Annotated in this window: 19 protein-coding genes; 17 read left to right on the top strand and 2 right to left on the bottom strand. The window is 50.6% G+C overall.

All coding sequences use genetic code 11. The annotated features are described in order from the left end of the window. The first annotated feature begins 155 nt into the window (after window positions 1-155). From ACQ6WK_RS02765 to ACQ6WK_RS02700, 14 genes are all read left to right on the top strand, one after another. Window positions 156-1,496 (top strand): tetratricopeptide repeat protein, encoded by a 1,341-nt coding sequence (locus ACQ6WK_RS02765; RefSeq protein WP_432799216.1) that lies wholly within the window; start codon window positions 156-158, stop codon window positions 1,494-1,496. Between the two features lie 130 nt (window positions 1,497-1,626). Then, the gene (gene serS, locus ACQ6WK_RS02760) at window positions 1,627-2,952 is read left to right on the top strand and encodes a serine--tRNA ligase (protein WP_432799215.1); all 1,326 of its coding nucleotides are present in this window, start codon (window positions 1,627-1,629) and stop codon (window positions 2,950-2,952) included. Window positions 2,953-2,976: 24 nt separating this feature from the next. Beyond that, a complete protein-coding gene (locus tag ACQ6WK_RS02755) occupies window positions 2,977-4,056 on the top strand; it encodes a DUF6714 family protein (RefSeq protein WP_432799214.1) in 1,080 nt (359 codons plus the stop codon). A gap of 387 nt (window positions 4,057-4,443) precedes the next feature. Beyond that, window positions 4,444-5,913 carry a bifunctional folylpolyglutamate synthase/dihydrofolate synthase gene (locus ACQ6WK_RS02750; protein ID WP_432799213.1) on the top strand — a complete coding sequence of 490 codons (1,470 nt, stop codon included), beginning with the start codon at window positions 4,444-4,446 and terminating at the stop codon, window positions 5,911-5,913. A gap of 166 nt (window positions 5,914-6,079) precedes the next feature. Further along, window positions 6,080-7,243: an ROK family transcriptional regulator gene (locus tag ACQ6WK_RS02745; RefSeq protein WP_432799212.1), complete on the top strand. Its 1,164-nt coding sequence runs from the start codon at window positions 6,080-6,082 to the stop codon at window positions 7,241-7,243. A 346-nt stretch (window positions 7,244-7,589) separates the two neighbouring features. Continuing rightward, window positions 7,590-9,338 (top strand): sulfatase-like hydrolase/transferase, encoded by a 1,749-nt coding sequence (locus ACQ6WK_RS02740; RefSeq protein ID WP_432799211.1) that lies wholly within the window; start codon window positions 7,590-7,592, stop codon window positions 9,336-9,338. Window positions 9,339-9,491: 153 nt separating this feature from the next. After that, a complete protein-coding gene (dusB, locus tag ACQ6WK_RS02735; RefSeq protein ID WP_432799210.1) occupies window positions 9,492-10,520 on the top strand; it encodes a tRNA dihydrouridine synthase DusB in 1,029 nt (342 codons plus the stop codon). Window positions 10,521-10,583: 63 nt separating this feature from the next. After that, entirely contained in the window at window positions 10,584-11,852 is a 1,269-nt protein-coding gene (gene tyrS / locus ACQ6WK_RS02730; protein ID WP_432799209.1) for a tyrosine--tRNA ligase, read from the top strand. Window positions 11,853-12,007: 155 nt separating this feature from the next. Further along, window positions 12,008-13,228: a Kelch repeat-containing protein gene (locus ACQ6WK_RS02725; RefSeq protein WP_432799208.1), complete on the top strand. Its 1,221-nt coding sequence runs from the start codon at window positions 12,008-12,010 to the stop codon at window positions 13,226-13,228. A 26-nt stretch (window positions 13,229-13,254) separates the two neighbouring features. Next, entirely contained in the window at window positions 13,255-13,773 is a 519-nt protein-coding gene (locus ACQ6WK_RS02720) for a GNAT family N-acetyltransferase (protein WP_432799207.1), read from the top strand. Window positions 13,774-13,939: 166 nt separating this feature from the next. Beyond that, window positions 13,940-14,926, top strand: coding sequence for a DUF502 domain-containing protein (locus tag ACQ6WK_RS02715; protein ID WP_432799206.1), 987 nt, complete (start codon window positions 13,940-13,942; stop codon window positions 14,924-14,926). 53 nt (window positions 14,927-14,979) lie between these two features. Further along, the gene (gene hpf / locus ACQ6WK_RS02710) at window positions 14,980-15,282 is read left to right on the top strand and encodes a ribosome hibernation-promoting factor, HPF/YfiA family (protein ID WP_432799205.1); all 303 of its coding nucleotides are present in this window, start codon (window positions 14,980-14,982) and stop codon (window positions 15,280-15,282) included. Window positions 15,283-15,522: 240 nt separating this feature from the next. Beyond that, on the top strand, window positions 15,523-15,999 hold the full coding sequence (locus ACQ6WK_RS02705) for a PTS sugar transporter subunit IIA (protein ID WP_432799204.1): 477 nt from the start codon (window positions 15,523-15,525) through the stop codon (window positions 15,997-15,999). Window positions 16,000-16,186: 187 nt separating this feature from the next. Beyond that, on the top strand, window positions 16,187-16,459 hold the full coding sequence (locus ACQ6WK_RS02700) for an HPr family phosphocarrier protein (protein ID WP_432799203.1): 273 nt from the start codon (window positions 16,187-16,189) through the stop codon (window positions 16,457-16,459). A 121-nt stretch (window positions 16,460-16,580) separates the two neighbouring features. Here ACQ6WK_RS02700 and ACQ6WK_RS02695 read toward each other — a convergent pair whose 3' ends face one another. Then, window positions 16,581-17,063 (bottom strand): hypothetical protein, encoded by a 483-nt coding sequence (locus ACQ6WK_RS02695; protein WP_432799202.1) that lies wholly within the window; start codon window positions 17,061-17,063, stop codon window positions 16,581-16,583. Between the two features lie 361 nt (window positions 17,064-17,424). On the opposite strand from ACQ6WK_RS02695, the gene rpmF reads away from it, so the two are divergent. The 3 genes from rpmF to ACQ6WK_RS02680 are packed head-to-tail and all read left to right on the top strand — an operon-like array spanning window position 17,425 to window position 19,658. Next, window positions 17,425-17,607, top strand: a complete 183-nt coding sequence (gene rpmF / locus ACQ6WK_RS02690; RefSeq protein ID WP_432799201.1) for a 50S ribosomal protein L32 — start codon at window positions 17,425-17,427, stop codon at window positions 17,605-17,607. 3 nt (window positions 17,608-17,610) lie between these two features. Further along, complete coding sequence (gene plsX / locus ACQ6WK_RS02685) at window positions 17,611-18,642, top strand: phosphate acyltransferase PlsX (RefSeq protein ID WP_432799200.1); 1,032 nt, start codon at window positions 17,611-17,613, stop codon at window positions 18,640-18,642. Next, complete coding sequence (locus ACQ6WK_RS02680) at window positions 18,642-19,658, top strand: beta-ketoacyl-ACP synthase III (protein WP_432799199.1); 1,017 nt, start codon at window positions 18,642-18,644, stop codon at window positions 19,656-19,658. The genes plsX and ACQ6WK_RS02680 overlap by 1 nt, the downstream gene beginning before the upstream one ends. A gap of 103 nt (window positions 19,659-19,761) precedes the next feature. On the opposite strand, the gene ACQ6WK_RS02675 is transcribed toward ACQ6WK_RS02680, so the two are convergent. Then, a complete protein-coding gene (locus tag ACQ6WK_RS02675; protein WP_432799198.1) occupies window positions 19,762-20,850 on the bottom strand; it encodes an alkene reductase in 1,089 nt (362 codons plus the stop codon). Window positions 20,851-20,865: the final 15 nt, after the last annotated feature.

Here is a 20,865-nt window from a genome sequence, read left to right as displayed (position 1 = left end):
TTTTTGGCAGTTATTTGCTGTGTTTACAGTGTAGATTCCGATAACACGACAAGTTGCCCGGCGGATTATGCCGATTCAATGTTTGGGCATGTTACAATGGTGCAGCGAAGACAGCACGGGATTGATCCTGCCGTGGATGTGGAGTGAGCCTGAGAATGAGCGATTGGTTTGAAGCAGAACGACATGCCGAGCGCGCCCACCAGTTCTTTGAGAACGGGCAATGGGATAGTGCGCTGGATGAATTGCGGATGGCGATCGATCAGAATCCGAATAAATATGAATGGCATTACGGGATGGGGATGACGCTGGATGCAATGGAGCGTCACGAGGAAGCGATTGAGGCGTATTACCGCGCGCTGTCGCTTGAGCCGGGCGATCTGCAGACGATGCTGAATCTGGCGGTGGATCTGATTCGCATTGGCAAGCCGCAACGGTCGGTAAGCATCCTTGAGGATGTCGAGAAGATTGATTCGACGATCGAAGCGTCGTATTGCCACCGTATCATGGCGTATGCGCAGCTTGGGGACCACGACAAAGCGGAAGAGATGTTCTACCTAGCCCGGCAATTCGAGGAAGACTGTCCGGTATGCTATGACCATCTCGCTTTGTCGCTGATGTATCGCAGTGAGTTTAAGCGGGCGATCTGGTGTTGGCAGCAAGTACTGAAAATGGAGCCGCACTACCCGGGAGTGCGCGGGAATCTGGCGCGTGTGCATCAGAAGCTAGGACATTTCGATCGCGCCAGACGGCTGTTCCTGCGACAATTGCGTCTTGATCCGGGCGACGTCGACACGCTTCTACAATTGGCCTACCTGCTCTGTGAAATGCGATTGGATTCGGAAGCGGCAGAAAAACTGCGGCATGTGATTGAACTAGATCCGACGATTCCCGAAGCCCATGCGGAACTTGGCTTGTTGGCACTAAAGCAGGGACATCTTGACGCAGCTGGCAGACGATTACGCCGAGCAAAGCGATTGGACCCACAGCGGCCAGGCGTGCATCTGGGGCTGGCGAAGGTGGCCATGCGATTAGGCGAACGATCTGAAGCGCGAGATTACCTGTTTGATGAGCTTGAGAATTTTGGACAAACCGTGGAGCAGCTTTTGGATATGGCGGGGCTGTTTATCAAGCTGGAGATGCCGGAAGAAGCGCTGGATTCGCTTGTGACATTGGAGGATGGCGAGCACTTTGCGATCGAGGAAAAAGATTTGCTGGTACAGGCCTATCTGTATCGCGGGATTTCGCTGCTGATGATTGGCGATCAGGACGGGGGCATGGCATCGCTGAAACATTGCTTGATGTTTGATAAGCAGAATACCGATGCGATGCGAAATCTGGTGATCGCATATCTCGATCGAGGCGATCTGATTCGGGGCAAAGCGTGGTTGCGGAAGCTGAAGAAAGCGGCTGGCCATGACCGGGATGTGAGTAAATTGTCACACCGGTACAGGCGAATGGCAGTGCGGAGCTGGTGGCGAACTCGCCGCGAAGATTGATCCCCCACAAAACCATCGCATATCTAATCCTGTCTAAACATCCCCAATTTGCAGAATATTCACGTCCAAGGATCAGGCCCCAAGGGTGAGGTTCGCCCAGCGATCTGATCCCCGTTAAAATCCTCGCACCATGATTGATATCAAAGATTTTCGTAACGATCCGGACAAATACCGCAAAGCCGCTGCCGACAAGCACATCGGCGTAGATGTCGATGCGCTGATCAAGCTTGATGGCGAGTACAAAGAACTGTTTAGCAAACAGCAGTTACTCACAGCAGAGAAAAATCAGATCGGCAAACAGATCGGACAGATCGCGGGCCGAATGAAAAAGGCTTCAGACGATGAGAAAACGACATTACAGGTAGAAATGAAGTCGTTGCAAGCGCGCCCTGTGGAGATCAAGGCTGAAGAACATGCACTGGCTGAAAAGATCGCAACGATCGAGCCGGAACGGATGGATTTGTTGATGCGTTTGCCGCAGCCTCAAGCATCGGATGTACCGCTGGGCAAGGACGATGCTGAGAATGTGGAGATCAAGACGTGGGGGACGCCGAAGCAGTTCGACTTTGAAGCGAAGGATCATGTTGCGCTCGGGATGGAACTTGGCATGATCGATGTGGAGCGCGGCGTGAAAGTGGCTGGCTCACGGGCTTATTATTTGACCGGAGCTGGGGCACTTTTGCATCAGGCGATTTTGCGTTTGGCTTTTGACATGATGGTCTTTGAAAAAGGCTTCACACCGCAAAACGTGCCAGTGCTGGTGCGCGAGCCGGCGATGTTGGGGACAGGCTATCTACCGGCCGGTCGTGATCAGGCTTATGAAATGGCGCATGAAGACCCGCTGAAGTTTTTGGTCGGCACCGCTGAGGTTTCGCTCACCGCTTATCATCAGGACGAGATTGTCGATCGCGAGAAACTCCCGCTGAAAACCGTCGCCATGTCACCATGCTTCCGCCGCGAAGCTGGCACCTACGGCAAAGATACCCATGGTCTCTACCGCATCCATCAGTTCGACAAGGTCGAACAGGTCATCATCTGCAAAAACGACGAAGAACTCAGCAAAAAGTTCCATCAGGAAATCCTAGAAAACTCAGAAGAAATCCTGCAACGCTTAGGATTGGCTTACCGCGTTGTCTACGTCTGCTCCGGCGATCTCGGCCAGGGACAAGTCGCTAAGTATGACATTGAAACGTGGATGCCCTCACGTGAATCGTTTGGTGAGACGCACTCCGCTTCGCGGTTCTACGACTTCCAGGCCCGCCGCCTGAACCTGCGTTACAAAGATGAGGATGGCAAGACCCAGTTCTGTCACACGCTGAATAACACAGTGATTGCCTCGCCGCGGATCTTGATCCCAGTGATGGAGACGTACCAGAATGCAGACGGCTCGATCACGGTGCCTGAATGTCTCCGCAAATACATGGGCGGGATGGAGAAGATTGAGACGCCGCAATAAGGCTTACCTGGACGGGGGTCATTGATGCTAAAAATTGAGACCCAATGGCTGATAGATCAAATCCGTGAAACGTTCGGCAGCATTTTGCTCAGCGATGGGGTGTCGCTGCATCAAACCGATGTCATTGATGACTATTGCGAGCACGATAAAAAGTTAATGGCTAAAGCAAAAGCCAAGGATACCGACAACCGCTGGTGGAATGTTTCCGTTGAAGTCATCGAAAAGCAGCAGTGGGCGTGGAGCTTCTTTGATGTGAAAGGATATCGATACTACCTGCCTGCGTTCATGACCTATTACTTAAAAAATGTTCTCCGAGATTGGAGCGAAGAAGCCATCGCACCAGTCCTGTACAGCCTCAATCCAAGTGATGCCCGGACGCCATACCATCAAACATTCAATAAGGAGCAATCGAAGGTCATCGCCATGTTCTTGTGGCAATACTGCGAATTCAGCAACTGGGAGGACTTTGAATGTGCTCAAGCGAAAGAAGCTTTATCCGCATATTGGGGGCAATTTCTGGAACCGGAAAATGGCGAGATAACCTTCCCACAACATTACGATGAACAGCGGCCTCATAAGCTGAAAAAAGTCGGTGTCGAATGGCTCAAGTTGGTCATAAGAAATTCTTTCGATGATGTTGAACTCGGCGATGGTGAAACACTGCATCAAGCGGATACCGAAGGTGGCGTATGCTGCACGCGGGAAGAGTACCGTGCGCTGCGATTGCTAGACCCGGAAAAACACTGGTGGGAAGTACCCAAAGAGAAAATCGAACGGTTCAACAGTATCTGGTCTTTCATCGATCACAAAGGTTTCCTGTTTTATCTACCAGCCTACCTCACACACTGTGTGCAAGACCCGGAGGATTGCATGCTTGCAGAAGAGTTCTTGATCTACACATTGCAAACGATAAGCGATCCGAACTATTACTCTAAGTATCATTCATCAGAACGAATGGCGCTGCTGAATCAAGCGCAAAAGAGGGTGGTCGCGTTATTCCTCTGGCATTGTGGCGAACGGGACAACTGGAAGTCACATTGCCAAAATGAAATCGATGATGCGCTGCTAAATTACTGGATGCAGTGGATTGAGGACGAAGTCTGATCGCCATCTGAAACAATTACAACGTTAAAAATTACGCACTTCAATGCCTCTCTTTTTTTGGAGTGGTTTTTTTATCGCTGAGCAAGCAATTGGTATATCAGGCAGGCCGCGTGGTGGAACTGACATGCCATTGGACTGAAGCTTCTCGCACCAACCTGCCTAAATTGCCTAAACCCTATATCCATCAAGATGATACGATCGCAATATACATTTTTGAATAATTATCAACGCTTATAAAAACCCCTCAGAGTCTCAAAATAACCCGTCCCGATGGTTCCGATAACCACGATTAGCCAAACAGGATAAATATCCCTAAGTATTTATTACTAAAGCATTAATGCCTCCCAAGTTGACGTGAAGTGCCCCCTCTGATACACTGGCTGGACTATGCCATCGACCACAACTTCGAAGAAAAAAACGTCGCGTGCGGCGAAGTCCAGCCCGCGCCCAAAAACACGATCCGGGAAAAGCCCAAACACGGCCAAAGTCCTCCCAGCATCGCAAATCACCAACTACACAACCGCGCTTCGCTGGCTTTACGACCATGTCGATTACGAGCGGATGCGGCTAATTTCATACAATGAAGATACGTTTAAGCTCGACCGCATGCGGAAGCTGCTTGATCTCTTGGGCAACCCGCATGAACAGCTTCAGGTCGTTCAAGTGGCAGGAACCAAGGGCAAAGGCTCGACATGTGCCATGCTTGCGGCCATGCTCCAATCGTGCGGCTACACGGTCGGCTTATATACAAGTCCACACCTGATCGACTTGCGCGAACGGATCACCATTGATGGCAATCTGATCTCATACCCTGATTGTGCGGAAATCTTCAAACGAATCGCCTCGGTGGAGAAGGCGCTCGGTAAAGACCTTCCAACATTCTTTGAGATCATGACAGCAGCCGCACTGCTCTACTTTGCAGAAGAAGCGGTCGACATCGTGGTGCTCGAAACAGGCCTCGGTGGCCGCCTTGATTGCACGACGGTCTGCGATACTTTGGCGACAGGCATCACACAGATCTCAATGGATCACATGAATCTGTTGGGCAGTTCGCTTGAAGCCATTGCGAAAGAAAAAGCAGGCATCTTCAAGAAGGGTATCCCAGCGGTATCTGTACCCCAATCGGATGAAGTAATGTCGGTACTCAAATCTGAAGCAGAAGAGAACGGCACACCATTACAATTCACTGGCGAAGACATCGACTTTTCATACCGCTTTGAAGCGAACCGCGAGCTTGGCCCGCACACACGGGTTTGTGTGACCACAGAAACAAGCAAGTTTGAACATTTACCTGTGCCATTACAGGGCGAGCATCAATCGCTGAACTGCGGCCTTGCTTTAGCGATGATTGATAAGCTGAAAAATCATGGGTTCAATCTGCCGGAAGACAAAGTCATTGAAGGACTGACGAAGACGAGCCTGCCCGGGCGGATGGAACTGGTGCATAACATGCCGCGAGTCATTATTGATGGCGCTCATAACGCAGCATCAATTAAGGCACTCATCAAAGCATTGGGTGCGCACATTGCATACGACTCGCTGGTCCTCGTATTTGGCTGCGGCCAAGACAAAGATGTGGCAGGAATGCTCAATGAAGTCTCGCTCGGTGCTGACAAAGTGATCTTTACACGTGCAAAGCAAAATCCACGTGCCATGGATCCTGATGACCTCATGGGCGAATTCACCGAGATGTCCGGCAAGATGGCTCAGTGTGAAACGAAGCTGGAAGATGCACTGAAGCTCGCGTCACGCGCGGTGTCCCGCGAGGACATTATCGTGGTAGCAGGATCATTTTACCTGGCTGGCGAAGCGCGCAAATTCTTTATCGACATGGCTGCGAAGAAAGCAAAGCGATAAACAAACATCTATCGTCGTAACAAAGAAATCAAAAAAAGCATGTGCAGATTGCATGTGCTTTTTTATTTGGTGCAAGGACATGACGTGTGTGATCAAGGCAAGTAGCCAATTTTGCCAGTACTTAATAGGTGCAGAATAAAGACGATGGCTTTAGAATAAGAGTTACATGAGTAAAGTCAGCAAAGCCAATCAAAGAATTGCCGCAGCCCACAATCGGGCACAGGTGGTCAAACTTTTACAACAAAAACGGCAACTCTCGCGCAGGCAACTTGCGGAAATGCTTGGCCTTCAAAACTCGACGCTATCGTATATCGTCAAAGAGCTATTGAATAAGAAAGTGCTACGTGTTTCAGGAAAAGCTGAATCGAAAACCGTCGGGCAAAAACAGATCCTATTGGAAATGAATCCTAATCGAGGATTGACAGCCGGTGTGTATGTACGGTCTACGGGTTCGTCGATGGTGATGATGAACGCAGCGGGGAAATTGGTGGATGTGATTGAGATTGACGTACCCGAGGATTTGAGGGACTTGCCGCAAATGCTTCGAGGAAAAGTAGATGATTATTTTGGTGATCGCAGCCGGTTGAAGAAGAAATTTATGGGGGTGGGCGTGGGTTTGCCAGGTGTGGTAAACGCGCAGACCGGAGTCGTCTTACACATGGATGACTATCAGTTGCGGGAGTATCCGCTAGGCGAAAAGCTGAAGGAGGTGTTCCCGGATCAAACAATCTCGGTTCAGCACGACACAGATGCCGCCGCGTTTGCGGAACACACCATGGGTGCAGCCAGTGATCTGTCGGACTTCCTCTACATCACGATCATCGTTGAAAAAGTAAAGGCGGGATATGCGTTTAAGGCTTATGGCTCGACCATCTACCACAACCACGCCATCTACAAAGGAACACATCATGCTGCGGGCGAAATCAGCACGAAGATTCTGCCACAGTACACAAAGGTAATCAGTGAAGATCATTTGAAGCAGTTTGGCAATCCCGATGGCGAGATTGGACACACGCTAACGGCTTACGCGCACAGCCTGTTGGATTCATTTGCAATCCTAGCCAACTTCATTGACCCGGCGGCAATCGTGCTGGGTGCAAATTTTCCGCTGAATAACAAACTGTTTCTAGATGTATTAAACAAGCACTTCGCAGATGTGCTGTTTGATGTTCCAAAGCGACAGATCGGTATCCGATACTCACAGTTCCAAGAACATGCGATCAGTATTGGGGCCGCAATGTATGCAACTGAGCGGGCATTGGTAGGGTTATCAACGAAGGATTTGATACCGGAGGGGCAAGAAACCGGTGGGATGCATTTAACGATTTAAGGCTTAGATTAGAGGCGAGAAACAATCGCTGGAACACAATTTTACTTTTTCAAAAACACCTATATGTAATTGATTACATTAATAAAATGGCAATTATCATCCGCCACACCATCCTTCAGATCAACATTACTCTTTAATCAAAAACAACTGACAATAGATTAAGTACTTTGTTTATAGATCTATATTAAAATACTCTCATAGAACGCATGGTGATTTTTATACAATAACAAAAAGTGTTGACTGTGAAACTTTGGCATAGTAATATGTAATCGATTTCATAAATACCCTTTCGCAGCACGTTATCGCCGTTCTGCATGTATTACCTTCGCACAAATGGGAGAAATTGATGAACAATCAATCAAAGCTTCGCCAAAGCGCCATGCTGATGGCGGGCTGTTTTGGCACATTCACCGCATCACACACCTTAGCCAACGTAGCGGGTGAATCCGCCCCCAACGTTGTCTTCATCTTGGCAGATGATATTGGCTACGGCGATCTAGGTTCGTTCGGCGGATTGGTTCCAACCCCAAACATCGATCGACTCGCAGCAGAAGGAATCACTTTCACAGATGCACATTCACCAGATGCGCTATGTGCCCCATCACGATTCTCACTGATGACCGGAAGCAATCCATACCGCAACGGTCGGCCGGGCGGTTCGTGGAATATCAACAATAGCTCAGCCTTCAGCGCAAACGCATCGCACACAGCAGCAGGCAAGCACGTCACCGTCGGCGATGTAATGCAGTCCGCAGGATATAAAACCGCATTCTTCGGCAAAATGCACTTCGGCGGAGACGCATATGACAGCAGCGGCAACCTTGTTCGCAGTCAAAACCAGATCAATGACATCGACATGAGCCGCACGATTGGCGACACAATCAATCAACACGGGTTTGATTATTCATACGGCTTGCAAAGTGGCATTCAGTATGCACCGTATGCTTTTTTTGAGAATGGCAAATTTGCTCCGATTGATCCGAGCAAGCCAGCTGATAACAGTTCGACAACGATGATGTCCCGTACCACTATTTCGGGTCCAAATGGAGATTCAATCACTGCCGGACCGAACCCTGCCCTAGCTGATGTCGATTACAACTCAAGCCAAGTAGGGATTCAGCTATCAAACAAAGCCGTCGACTTCATTGATAATCACATGAATAGTAATCCGGATACGCCATTCATGATGTACTACGCAAGCCAGGCGATTCACGTGCCACACACGCCACCAGTGGATTTTGATGGCGATCCAAGCACGATTGATCAACCCGTCGCAGGCCACACAGGCGGAACTACCTCGGACATGATTTATGAATTGGATCTGCAGGTTGGGAAGATTTTAGACAAACTCGAGGCGGAGGGGATTGCAGATAACACACTGATCATCTTTACCAGCGACAACGGTGGCTTGGACCCGGTAAAAACCAAAGCGACTTATGGCGATCCGAACCACAAGTCGGCCGGCGATCTTCGTGACTGGAAAACCAGTGTGTATGAAGGCGGACATCGCGTGCCGTTCATTGCGAAGTGGGGCGATGGGACCGAGGCGGGATCATTGATCAAGCCGGGCAGCGTAAGTGATCAAACCATCGGCGGGATGGACTGGGTCGCAAGCATGTATGACCTGACCGGCCAAACAATGGAAGCAGATCAGGCGATGGACAGCGTATCGTTGTTGCCGGAGATGTTGGGAGCACTGCCTACGAATCAAACATTGCGTGAGTACCTCTTTTCGTTCGGTGCGCTGGGCAAAACAGGTGACCCCGCCAATGATCTCAAAGGGAAAGAAGTAGCAATCCGCATGGGCGACCTTGTGCTACTGGCAACCAAGGACGGAACTCCCTTTGAACTTTTTGACCTTGGCAATGATTTGGCGCAACAAGTTAACTTAATCAATGAAGCCCAGTACGCAGATGAGATCCAGCAGATGCGTCAGTTTTACCTCGATCATAATGATCAACTTGATCCGCGTTCGACGACAGCGGTGGACTACAGCGATCCAAACCTGCGAACCACTTGGGGCGCGGTGCCGGAGCCCGGGTCGATGATGATGCTAACCGCAGGAACATTGATGCTTGCAAAACGCAGAAGATAATCAGCAAACACCGCGAGATCACATACAGCAGTACCCACACCATCTCAAGACAGCACACGCTTGGAATAGCAGGCGTGTGCTGTCTGTTTTATGGCCAAAAGCACGGTTACAGGGAGCTTCGCTTCTGAAAGCGAAGCAGGATAAAATGTGCTGATGCTCAAAGTTGGCAATGTCACATTACCGACGAATGCGTTTCTCGCGCCGGTAGCAGGTTATTTTGACCTTGCCTATCGGCTGGTGGTGCGCTCGGTCGAAGGGCACAACGGACACGGCGCGGTCGGGCTGACGTGTACGGATTTATTGTGCCCACAGGCGATGCTATCGGAGAACGAGAAGACGTTGTGGCTGGCAGCAACCTCGCCAAAGGATCAACCGGTGTGCATGCAGTTGTATGGCGCCGATAGCGACATCATGGCGGAGGCGGCAAAGTGGGCCGAGGCACATGGGGCAACAACGATTGATATCAACATGGGCTGCCCGGTCGACAAGGTGACCAAAAAGAACGGTGGGTCCAAGCTGCTCTGCGATCCACTGGGAACGATTGATATGGCACGTAAGGTGGTGAATGCGGTGAATGTGCCAGTGACCGCAAAGATTCGTTTGGGGTGGGATGATGATGCGCTGATCCACAAAACGCTGCCGTCACAGTTAGCAGATGTGGGGATTGCGATGGTAACGGTGCATGGACGCACAACAGAAATGAAGTTTCGCGGTGAGGCGCGGCTGGACGGGATCGCTGAAACCGTTGAAGGCGTGAAGCGACATCACGATATTCCGGTGATTGGGAATGGCGATATCAAATGTGCTGAAGATGCGAAACGGATGATGGATGTGACGGGTTGTGATGGTGTGATGGTGGCGCGCGGCGCGATGGGACAGCCTTGGATTTTTCGGGAGATCGTGCATTATTTGGAGACGGGTGAGCATGCGCCGCCGTATCCGAGGGTGGAGCGGATGCGTTGCGTGATCGAGCATTTTGAGAACATGATGGATATGCGTGAGGAGCGGATCGCCGTGAATACGATCCGTTGCCGAATGTCGAAGTATTCGCCGCATTTGCAGCCGTGGCCGAACCTGAAACGGGATGTGCAGTACATTAAGACTGCCAGCGAAATGCGCGATTTTCTGGCGAAGGGGATGCAGCGGATACGAGAAGAAGAGGCAGCGGGACTGGCGATCTAGACCATTGATGCATCAAACAGTGGATGTGCTTAACTTCCAGTGGGAAGATACAATGCCTCCACTATGAGTGATACCACGACCACCGAAACACGGAATCTGTATGACGTTCTAGAAGAACGCGGCTTTATCGCACAATCCACGGATGAAAAAATCCGCGAGCGGCTTGCCAAGCCGGTGGTTGCGTATAGCGGTTTCGATCCCACCGCAGACTCGCTCCACGTCGGCTCCATGGTCCCTATCATGGGTCTCGCCCACATGCAACGCTGTGGACACAAACCTATCGCACTGGTCGGCGGCGCGACCGGTCTGGTCGGCGACCCCTCCGGCAAGACCGAAGCGCGTCAAATGCTCACGTTTGACGATGTGAATCACAATGCCAATTGCATCGCCAAGCAGATCGGGAAGATCGTTCGCTTCGATGATTCGCCCACCGGCGCGAAGCTGGTGAACAATGCGGACTGGATCAAGGACCTAACGTGGATTGAACTTTTGCGCGAAGTCGGCTCACGCGTCTCGGTGAATCGTATGCTCTCGATGGAATCCGTTAAAGGCCGCATGACCGGCGAAGGCGACGGAATCAGCTATCTCGAATTTTCCTACATGATCATGCAGGCGTATGACTTTGCGCATCTGAGCCAAACAGAAAAGTGCACGGTGCAGATGGGCGGGCAGGATCAGTGGGGGAACATCGTGATGGGGATTGAGCTTGGCCGAAAGCAATATGATGCGGACCTGGCGGGGCTGACGTTCCCACTCATGACCAAAGCGGATGGCGGAAAGTTCGGCAAGTCCGAAGCGGGTAACGTCTGGCTATCACCCGAGCGCACCAGCCCGTATGAGTTTTATCAGTTCTGGCGGAACGTGGCGGATGCGGATGTGCGAAAGTTCTTGTGCTTCTTCACGTTCCTGCCTATTCAAGAGATAGACGAGCTGACGAACTGTGAGGGTGCAGCACTTAATGCAGCCAAGGAAAAACTCGCCTTTGAAGTAACTCAACTCTTGCACGGTGAAGACGAAGCCAATGCGGCATGTGACTCGGCAAAGCGTGCCTTTGGTGCGGCGTCGGATGTGACGGGCGATTCAATCCCGCATGAAGACCTGCCTAGCAGCGAGTTAGACGGCGACGGCGCGGACATCCGTGCGATGATGGTCAAAGCGGGGTTGGCGAAATCCAACGGTGAGGCACGCAAGCTCATCCAAAACGGCGGGGTACGCGTGCATGATGAAAAAGTGAGTGACTTCATCCGCAAACTGACTGCGGACGATGTGAAAGATGGCTACATCCTGCTGCGAGCGGGCAAGAAACGTATGTTCCGCTTTGATGTCGTATAAGTAATGTTCAGTTAGCACATTTGAAAGCCCACTTGCAGAAAACGTGGGCTTGTTTTGTGCGCAGAGTGGGAAGACAGATGATTCCCGATAGGTTGTGATACAATCGCTTCCGAAAACAAGATAATTTTTATGGCTACCAATAAAGAGGAACGCCAATGATGCTAGCGGCAAAGCGAATGTTGATGCGGGGATGCATGTTGGGGATTTTGATGTCATTTGCTGGCGGCGGCGTGGGGTGCATGGAAGATGCGAAGGTGCCACAGTTGGCGGGAGCGTGGGAGCCTGCGGCAGGGACGAGAAAAATGCCGGTAGGCGTATTTGATATGGGATACGGACTTGCGAAATCAAATCAACTCGTCGTTACCGGCGGCGCGCGCGCCGATGGGACCGAGTCGCCGGGGGTTTGGGTGATGGATATCGCGACGAGTAATTGGCAAGAAGGACCGCGATTAAAAGAGGCGAGGTTTGGTCATGGACAGGTAACACTGATCGATGGCCGAATACTGGTAACAGGTGGGAAACAGTTTGGGAAGAAGGGATTGAAAGCGCTGCGAGCAACAGAAATTTTGTCCTCAGATTTAAAATCGATCACAACAGGAGAAGATTTACCAACCGCGATGCAGACGCCGACGATGCACCGCCTGAATGATGGGCGCGTGGTCGCAGTGGGCGAAACCTTGGCATGTGTTTATGACCCGGCGGCAGGCGCGTGGACGGAAAGTATTTATCTGCGTGAGCGACGAATGGATCATGCATCAGCAGTGATGAATAATGAGAAGCTGGTGGTAGTGGGCGGCATGTCGCGGAAAACAATCGAGGTGGTGGATTTGAAAGAAAAATCTTCACGTCTATTGCCTGTACGATTGCCAATGACATTGGCGAAGATGTCGGTGGTGAAGCTCGATGATGATCGCTATTGGATCATTGGTGGAATGGATACAGGAACAGGAAACACCACCCCGCGGACGTGGATGTTGACGTTTCGAGAAGATGGGAAGGCAACGTTGCAGGAAGCGGCCAAGTTGCCATATAAACGTGGAATTTGCAATGCGATAGTGGTGCGATTGCAGGATGGTGTGGCAATCTTGTCAGGAGAATCAAAACTTGAGTTGTCACGGATGCAAGTAAAAACTTCTCTATTCGCGACATGGGGCAAAGCCGGCACGGAGGGTAGTTGGTATGGATTGCCAGCAATGATAAAGACACACGCGGGAGGTTTCGCGTTTGAGCAAAGTGGAACCATCACCGTCGGCGGCGGCCAAACCACACATGGCGAAGGTGGAGGAGATGGCGGGTTCTTGTTTTTGTCGTTTCCACGACCGATCAAAGAAGTGGAACGATATACCATCCCAGCAATACAATCATCTAATGATTGATTAGACAAAAAATTTGATCCATCGAAGTGAGCGAAATAGTGATTGAAGTGATCGAAGCGGACTTGAGGGATGCCTTACATGCAGAGGCGGTATTACGTTTGCTGGATGAATATGCACGCCATCCAATGGGTGGAGGCATGGGACTGCCGAACGAGACGCGGAATGTTTTGATTGAGAAGATGCAGGCACATCCATGTGTATTTGCTCTACTCGCTTATGAGGGGGAACAAGCGGTGGGTGTGGCGATCTGCGTGGAAGGATTCAGCTCATTTGCTGCCAAACCAATCATGAACGTACATGATCTGAATGTAGCGAAAACAATGCAGAACAAAGGGATTGGACGGCGGCTACTTGAAGCGGTGGAGGCAAAGGCACGGGAGCATGGTTGCTGTGCACTATCTTTGGAAGTGCGTGGGAACAACACAGGTGCACAGCATTTATATCGGTCGTTTGGGTTTCATGTCGGCGGGGAGCGAATCGAACCCGCGGAAGCATATATGTATTGGCGGAAGCCGTTGGATGAAGTGGGAGATGATTCCCGATAAAAGGAGGGGTGCGTGATGGCAAGGGATTGAAAAAATATGTGCAAAAGGGTGGTGGATGAGATGGGGGTGCGCCCCGTGGTGGTAGAGGCGTGATAAAATAAGCTGGCCAACATGCAGTTTTGCCTGAGTACTGGTTGGCAAGAACCATTTGGAATATTGAGCAAAAGTGGCAGCAAGAAAACACGCCAAGAAATTCTTTTTCCGCGGATTGGCCATTGTCCTTCCGACGGTGTTGACGTTTTGGTTGCTGTGGGTGGCATACCAGTTTATTGACGAGAAGATTGCCGAACCGATCAATTCGGGGATTCAATCTTTGATTGTAAAGTCGTCAGACTGGCCGGAGGCGAGGAACGAAGACTTTTCATCTGATTATTTCGCGGAACATTTGTCAGCGGCACAAAACACACGAATCACCAATAAGCGAACAAGCTTCCAAACTTCTGGCGAAAACCTGTCAGGTACCCAGATCGACACGCTGATGCTAGCGTGGAAGATGGAGCAGGCGGACATAGTGCTGCTAGCACGTGAGTCGGCGATGCACGCGTGGTGGAATTCGGTGAATGTCGGGCCATTTAATGTATTAAATCTGATCGGCTTAGTGGTCGCATTGGCGATGATCTATATCGTCGGTGTGATCTTGTCAGGGTACATCGGCAGGCGATTATATGGACGTGGCGAAAAAGTATTGAACCGCATTCCACTCATTCGACGGGTATATCCGTCGGTCAAACAGGTGACAGACTTTTTTGTGGGGGAGGATTCCGATCCGTCGGCGAAATTCAATCGCGTGGTGGCAGTCGAGTACCCACGCAAGGGGCTGTGGTCGGTGGGACTTGTGACCGGTTCAACCATGAGAACGATTCAGGAAGCTGCCCAGGGGGTGTGTTTGACGGTGTTTATTCCATCGTCGCCAACGCCATTCACGGGATATGTGATCACCGTGAAGGAACAGGACACGATTGATCTGGACATCAATATTGAAGATGCACTGAAATTTGCAGTCTCGCTGGGCGTCTTAGTGCCACCATCTCAGGATTCGATTAAATCGCTGCAATCAGAGCATTCTCAAGAGGTTGGATCAAATTCAGGTGACAATCCAGCCGATAATGACTTAGAGAATCACAGCGCATCGCCAGAGGATGATCGCGGATAAGATATTGGTAATAACCGTGTTTGTTTTATCTGTATAAAGCAGGAGTGAAAACCATGGAAGTGATCGTAAGCGGAAAGCATTTGGACGTGACCGAACCCATTCGAGAATTTGCTGAGGAGAAAGCGAACCGACTTCCAAAGTTTTATGACCGCGTGAGTACCGTGGAGGTGATCATTGATAAAGCTGACAGCCACACATTTGATGCTGAGGTGATTGCCCACGTAGACGGTGCAGAACACTTTGTGGCCACAGGCAAGAACTCAGACCTGTATCACTGCATTGATGAAACTGTGCATAAAGTCGAACGCCAACTGCACGATCACAAAGAAAAACTGCGTAACCATAAAGGGCATTAAGCCTGTGGAGCAGAAAGTCAGGCGGCAGCATGTTAAAATGTGGCTGTTTGACCTGGCTGGCACAATGTGTTGTGATGGTGCTGTTCACGACAGTTCGCCTGGCTGCACAGATCAAAGGGCGGCGGGAAGCAAAACGGCCTGCATAGGGGAAAAGCAATGCAGCCGATCGGTTGTGCTGATGATGCGGTTTTTGGCACGACCATAGTTGGTACAAATAACTGTAAGAACTGAGGTTACAATATGAAATTACTGGATTTCGTCTGCACAGAAGCCCTGATTGCTGATATCGATTCGACCGAACGCGATGCCGTGATCCACGAGATGATCGACAAGTTGATCGAGGCAAATGTAGTAGACGCGGACCTGAAAGATGATCTCGTGAGTCTGATCATAGAGCGCGAAAACCACGGCTCGACCGGTTTTGGTAAGGGTGTGGCCGTGCCGCACGTCAAGCATGAGAAAATCACGAAAATGTCCGCCGCGGTAGGCGTGAGCCAGAAGGGGATCGATTTTAACGCACTGGACAAGCAGCCGGTCTATTCGGTGTTCATGCTTCTGAGCCCGAAGGACCAGACCGACGAGCACCTGCAGGCAATGGAGAACATCTTCACGAACCTGCAGAAAGATCAATTCCGGCGTTTTTTGCGACAAGCCACAACAGCTGACGAAATCAAGGATCTACTGCACGAGGCAGACACCCAGCAGCTCCCCGGCTAACCGGACAGCTTCATTGGTACATTAAACCGCAACTACCTATGAAAAATCGCATACAATGACGATCCCGCCAATGAGGGACGAATCGCGCTACAGGCTTTATTGATCATCTTGATCACTCACGAACTGCCGAAAAGCCAACTCAAATGGTATCACCGTATTTTTGCGTCACAGAACCAGGAAAACCGCTGTGAGTACGATCAAAACAAAAGTAACCATCACCAATAAGATGGGCTTCCATGCCCGTCCCGCGATGGCTTTTGTCGATCTGGCGGGTACGTTCAATGCGAACATCAAAGTCATTAAGGATGGGCAAGAAGTCGATGGCAAATCGATCATGCACCTGATGATGCTGGCAGCCACACAAGGCACACAGCTTGAAATTATCGCGGATGGAAGCGATGCGCAAAACGCTATCGACAAATTAACCGATCTGGTCGATCGCAAATTCGACGAAGAGTAACCACCAACGCAACATTCCTCTGAAACTTCTCCCCCCTCAACCCTACTCTGCAAGACAACATAACAATTAACAAAAGCTGACCACATATATGGCCAGCTTTTTTCATGTAGAAAAAACACAATTACTGATTGGTAACAACAGCATGGGCACTTTTCTGATGGTGCTTACAGGAATCGAGATGGGGACAGGAACATCCACGTGCTTCAGCAGTCACATCCTCAAATGGCGTCAGCGTAATGGTGTGATTGGAAGACATCTCAAGAGCATTCAGCGTTGCTGTTTTAGGGTGATAGCCCGGCTTCTCCAAGCGCACCACAACATTCCCCATATGTTGCATTTGACCCATCGCGTAACTGATACTCCTCGTCTCACTCTTGTACTCTGTCAGCACCATGACGGAGTAATCCTCGATAGGCGTATGCCCCAGATCTTGCTCACCCCAACCTAAGGGCTTGATGAGTGTGACTTTCGCACCCACTGGCTGACTATGAATCGTGATTCGGCGAGTTGATGTTTTAAATGATGTGCCTGACTGAGATTGGCAACCAACGCCACCCAAAACGACGAGTAAACACACACTAGCGAATACGCGGAATCGATACATCGTAAATATACTCCTTGCCCGCCCTCCAGAACTCATACAGATTGGCAATCAATTGCCACAGCTATAGGAAAGACGAAACAGAGGTAAATGAGTTTCAGGCATAACAGATATCTTTTTAGTAAATAAACACTTACAGTTTTTCTTTCCGCCGACTGACACGACACTCCCGCCAGAAATCAGTATCATGTATTAGCTTGTGAGGTCGCATCCGCAAAGCCCGTCACCTTGACGCGAAGGGGGCGTGCGGATAACCTTTGCGGTTTCCACAAGAGCCCTCGGGTTCATGGTGGTATTATTCTGTCCGTCCTGAGTGGCGACATCCCAATCGTTAGATCATTGAATTTTAGAAGGTTAGAGAACCATGGTTCCTCAACAGCGACAAACCCGAACAAGGGGCCGTAAACGTCGTTCGCACGATGCTTTACGTGCTCGCCAAGCAGTAAACTGTCCCAACTGTGGCAGCCCGAAGCTCCCTCACGCAGCATGCAATGATTGCGGCTACGTGCGCCCCGGACTCAAGTTGGAACTCAGCAAGGAAGACTAAATCGTGCGCATAGCAGTTGATGTGATGGGGGGCGATGATGCCCCTGACGCGATCCTCGCCGGATGCTTGGATGCGGTAGAGCTGCTTGGTCAAGACGACACGCTTGTGCTCGTCGGTGACGAAGAAGTCATCCGCGAAGCTATCGCTGAGCGTGGCCTGCCTGATGAATCCCGTTTAGAAATCGTCCCAACCACACAAGTCATTGAAATGGGTGAATCACCCGTTTCTGCAATCCGTGACAAGCCAGACAGCTCGATCGTTGTGATGGGCAAGTTGTGTGGACGCAAAGCGGGCAAAAATAAGTGCGATGTCATGATCTCAGCGGGCAACACCGGCGCTTGTGTAGCAGCATCTCAGATGTCCATGCGGCGACTGCCGGGCGTTCACAGGCCAGGTATTGCCATCACACTACCAACCATGCACGGCCCAGTCGTCCTCTGCGATGTCGGCGCGAACCCAGAACCGCGTCCCTCGCACCTGTACCAGTATGCCAAGATGTCACAGATCTATGCACATGAAGTGCATGGCATCGAGAACCCACGCGTTGCAATCCTCTCCATTGGCGGCGAGGAAAACAAAGGCAACGCATTGGTCAAAGACACCAACGAATACTGCAAAAAAGATCCAGACCTGAACTATGTTGGCTATTGCGAAGGGCGCGAGCTTTTCAAAGACAAAGCCGACGTTGTTGTTTGCGAAGGATTCACCGGTAACGTCGTACTCAAACTTTCTGAAGGCCTCTCCAAAGGGCTCTTCGAGATGATCGCTCAGGAGGTTTTTGAGATTGATCCCGAGTTGGCGATGCAATTCGAACCAGTCGTGAAGCGGATCTGGAAAAAATACGACTATCATGAATATGGCGGAGCACCACTACTCGGCGCCAACGGTATCTGCCTGATCTGTCACGGCTCTTCAGAAGCCCGCACGATCAAAAACGCCGTCCGTGCGGCTATCTCGTACATGGAACACCATGTCAATGAAGCCATTGTCAGTGCATTTGAAAATTCCGAGGTAGTTGCAGAGGAATCAGCCTGATGCAGGGTTCGCGGCGAAGTTTATCACGCCCCGCTGGCGTGAAAATATCTGGCACCGGCATGTGCCTTCCGAAAAAGGTCCTCTCCAACGATGACCTTGCGAAAATCGTCGACACCAACGACGAATGGATCATACAGCGCACCGGCATTAAAACCCGGCATATCTCTGAACCCCACGAAAAAACCAGCGACCTAGCCACTAGCGCAATCCGTGAAGCACTTGAGCGTGCGGACATGCAGCCGTCAGACTTGGATCTTGTCATCGTAGCCACCATGACACAGGACATGATTTGCCCAGCAACTGCCGCCACAGTGGTCCAGAAGCTCGGCGCGATCCCTTGTGGCGCGTTCGACATGAACATCGCCTGTACAGGTTTTGTTGCTGCGATGAATGCGGCATCATCCATGATTGAAAGCGGGTTCTACAAACATATTGCGGTGGTTGGCGCAGACACACTCTCCAGCATCGTTGACTGGGACGACCGCAGAACATGTGTGCTTTTTGGCGATGCAGCTGGTGCTGCAATCCTCTCCGTCTCAGATGACCCTGAACAGGGTTGCCTCTACCAAGGGCTATGGTCCGACGGCGAACGCGGCCAGGCACTGTTCGTGCCACGTGAAGAAGCCGACATCCCCAACGGTGAAGAAAACACCTTCTCTGGCAAATACGACAAACTGCAAATGAACGGCAAAGCCGTGTATAAATTTGCCGTCAATGCATTGGCGGACTGCGTGGACCTTGCACTCAAAGAAACAGGACTGACTTCCGATCAAGTGAAAATGGTCGTGCCACACCAATCGAACTTGCGCATGCTAACTTCCGCTTGGAAAAAGCTTGGATTCAAGGGCGAGAAAGTTTATGTCAATATCGATCGCTTTGGCAACACCTCTGCAGCAACCGTCGGCGTTTGCCTGCACGAACTGGTGCGCGACGGCGTGGTTAAAGAAGGCGACTATGTGATCTTCGTCGCTCAAGGCGGCGGCCTGTCATGGGGCTCGGCCCTGTGGAAACTGTAGCCTACCGCAAACAAACCACAATCCAAAAAATGAATCTCATTCGGCAGTCAGCTTTGACTGCCGTTTTTCTTACCCCCTACCCCTTTTGTTTTGCATTCAATAATCATGCCTCGACATATTCGGGATAGTCGATGTAACCTTCCGCACCGTGTGTATAAATCAAATGCGTATTGGGTTTACTGAGTTGCTGATTGTTTTTAAATCGGCTTGGCAAATCTGGATTGGCAATAAACGGAAGCCCAAACGCAATCGCATCAGCGTCGCCATTCTGAATGGCTTGCTGTGCGGATTCGTAGGTGTACCCACCGTTGTGGATGAGCACGCCGGAAAAAGCTTTACGTATGATCGGTGTCACCATCGTATGGTCCGCAGCCAAAAAGTGTCCCGAATCTGGCTTAGGCTCGATGACATGGACATACGCAATACCGAGCGATGCGAGACTCTCCGCAACATGTTTGAAAAGCGGTTCAGGGTTTGAATCACACATATCGTTGTAGGCGTTTGTTGGCGACAATCTGACACCAACCTTAGAGGAGCCGACAACATCAATAAGCGCTTCAACAATCTCAATTAAAAAACGTGTGCGATTAGGGATCGATCCACCATACTCATCAGTGCGCTGGTTGACACCATCACGGAGAAATTGATCAACGAGATATCCATTGGCTGCATGCAGTTCAACACCGTCGCAACCAGCACTAATAGCGCGAATAGCAGCGTTTTTATAATCCTCCACAACAAGTTCGATCTCATCAATTGTTAATGGCTTAGGTGTAACATACGGCTTTTTCTCGCCTTCAAGATTACGCATAACACCCTCAGCCTTCACCGCCGACGAAGATACAGGCTGCCCACCATCAATAAAGTCAGGTATCACCACACGACCCATATGCCAAAGCTGCAAAAAGAATCGTCCGCCCGCCCGGTGCACTTTCTCCGCGACACGTTTCCAACCAGCTTCATGGTGATCGGTAAATACGCCGGGGGCATGTGCCCATCCGTAACCTTGCTGAGAAATGCAGGTTGCCTCGGAGATGATCAATCCTGCGGAAGCGCGCTGCGCATAATACTCCGCCATCATTTCATTGGGTGAGTAATCATCTTCAGCACGTCCGCGAGTCATGGGAGCCATAATGATACGACTGGGTAATTGGCAACCACCAATCTCGATAGGCGAAAAAAGGTCGGGCATGATGTATCCTTTTTG

Origin of the sequence: Poriferisphaera sp. WC338, assembly GCF_050931845.1 — a bacterium.
GTDB lineage: Bacteria > Planctomycetota > Phycisphaerae > Phycisphaerales > Phycisphaeraceae > Poriferisphaera.
This window is presented reverse-complemented; position numbering and strand designations above follow the sequence as displayed.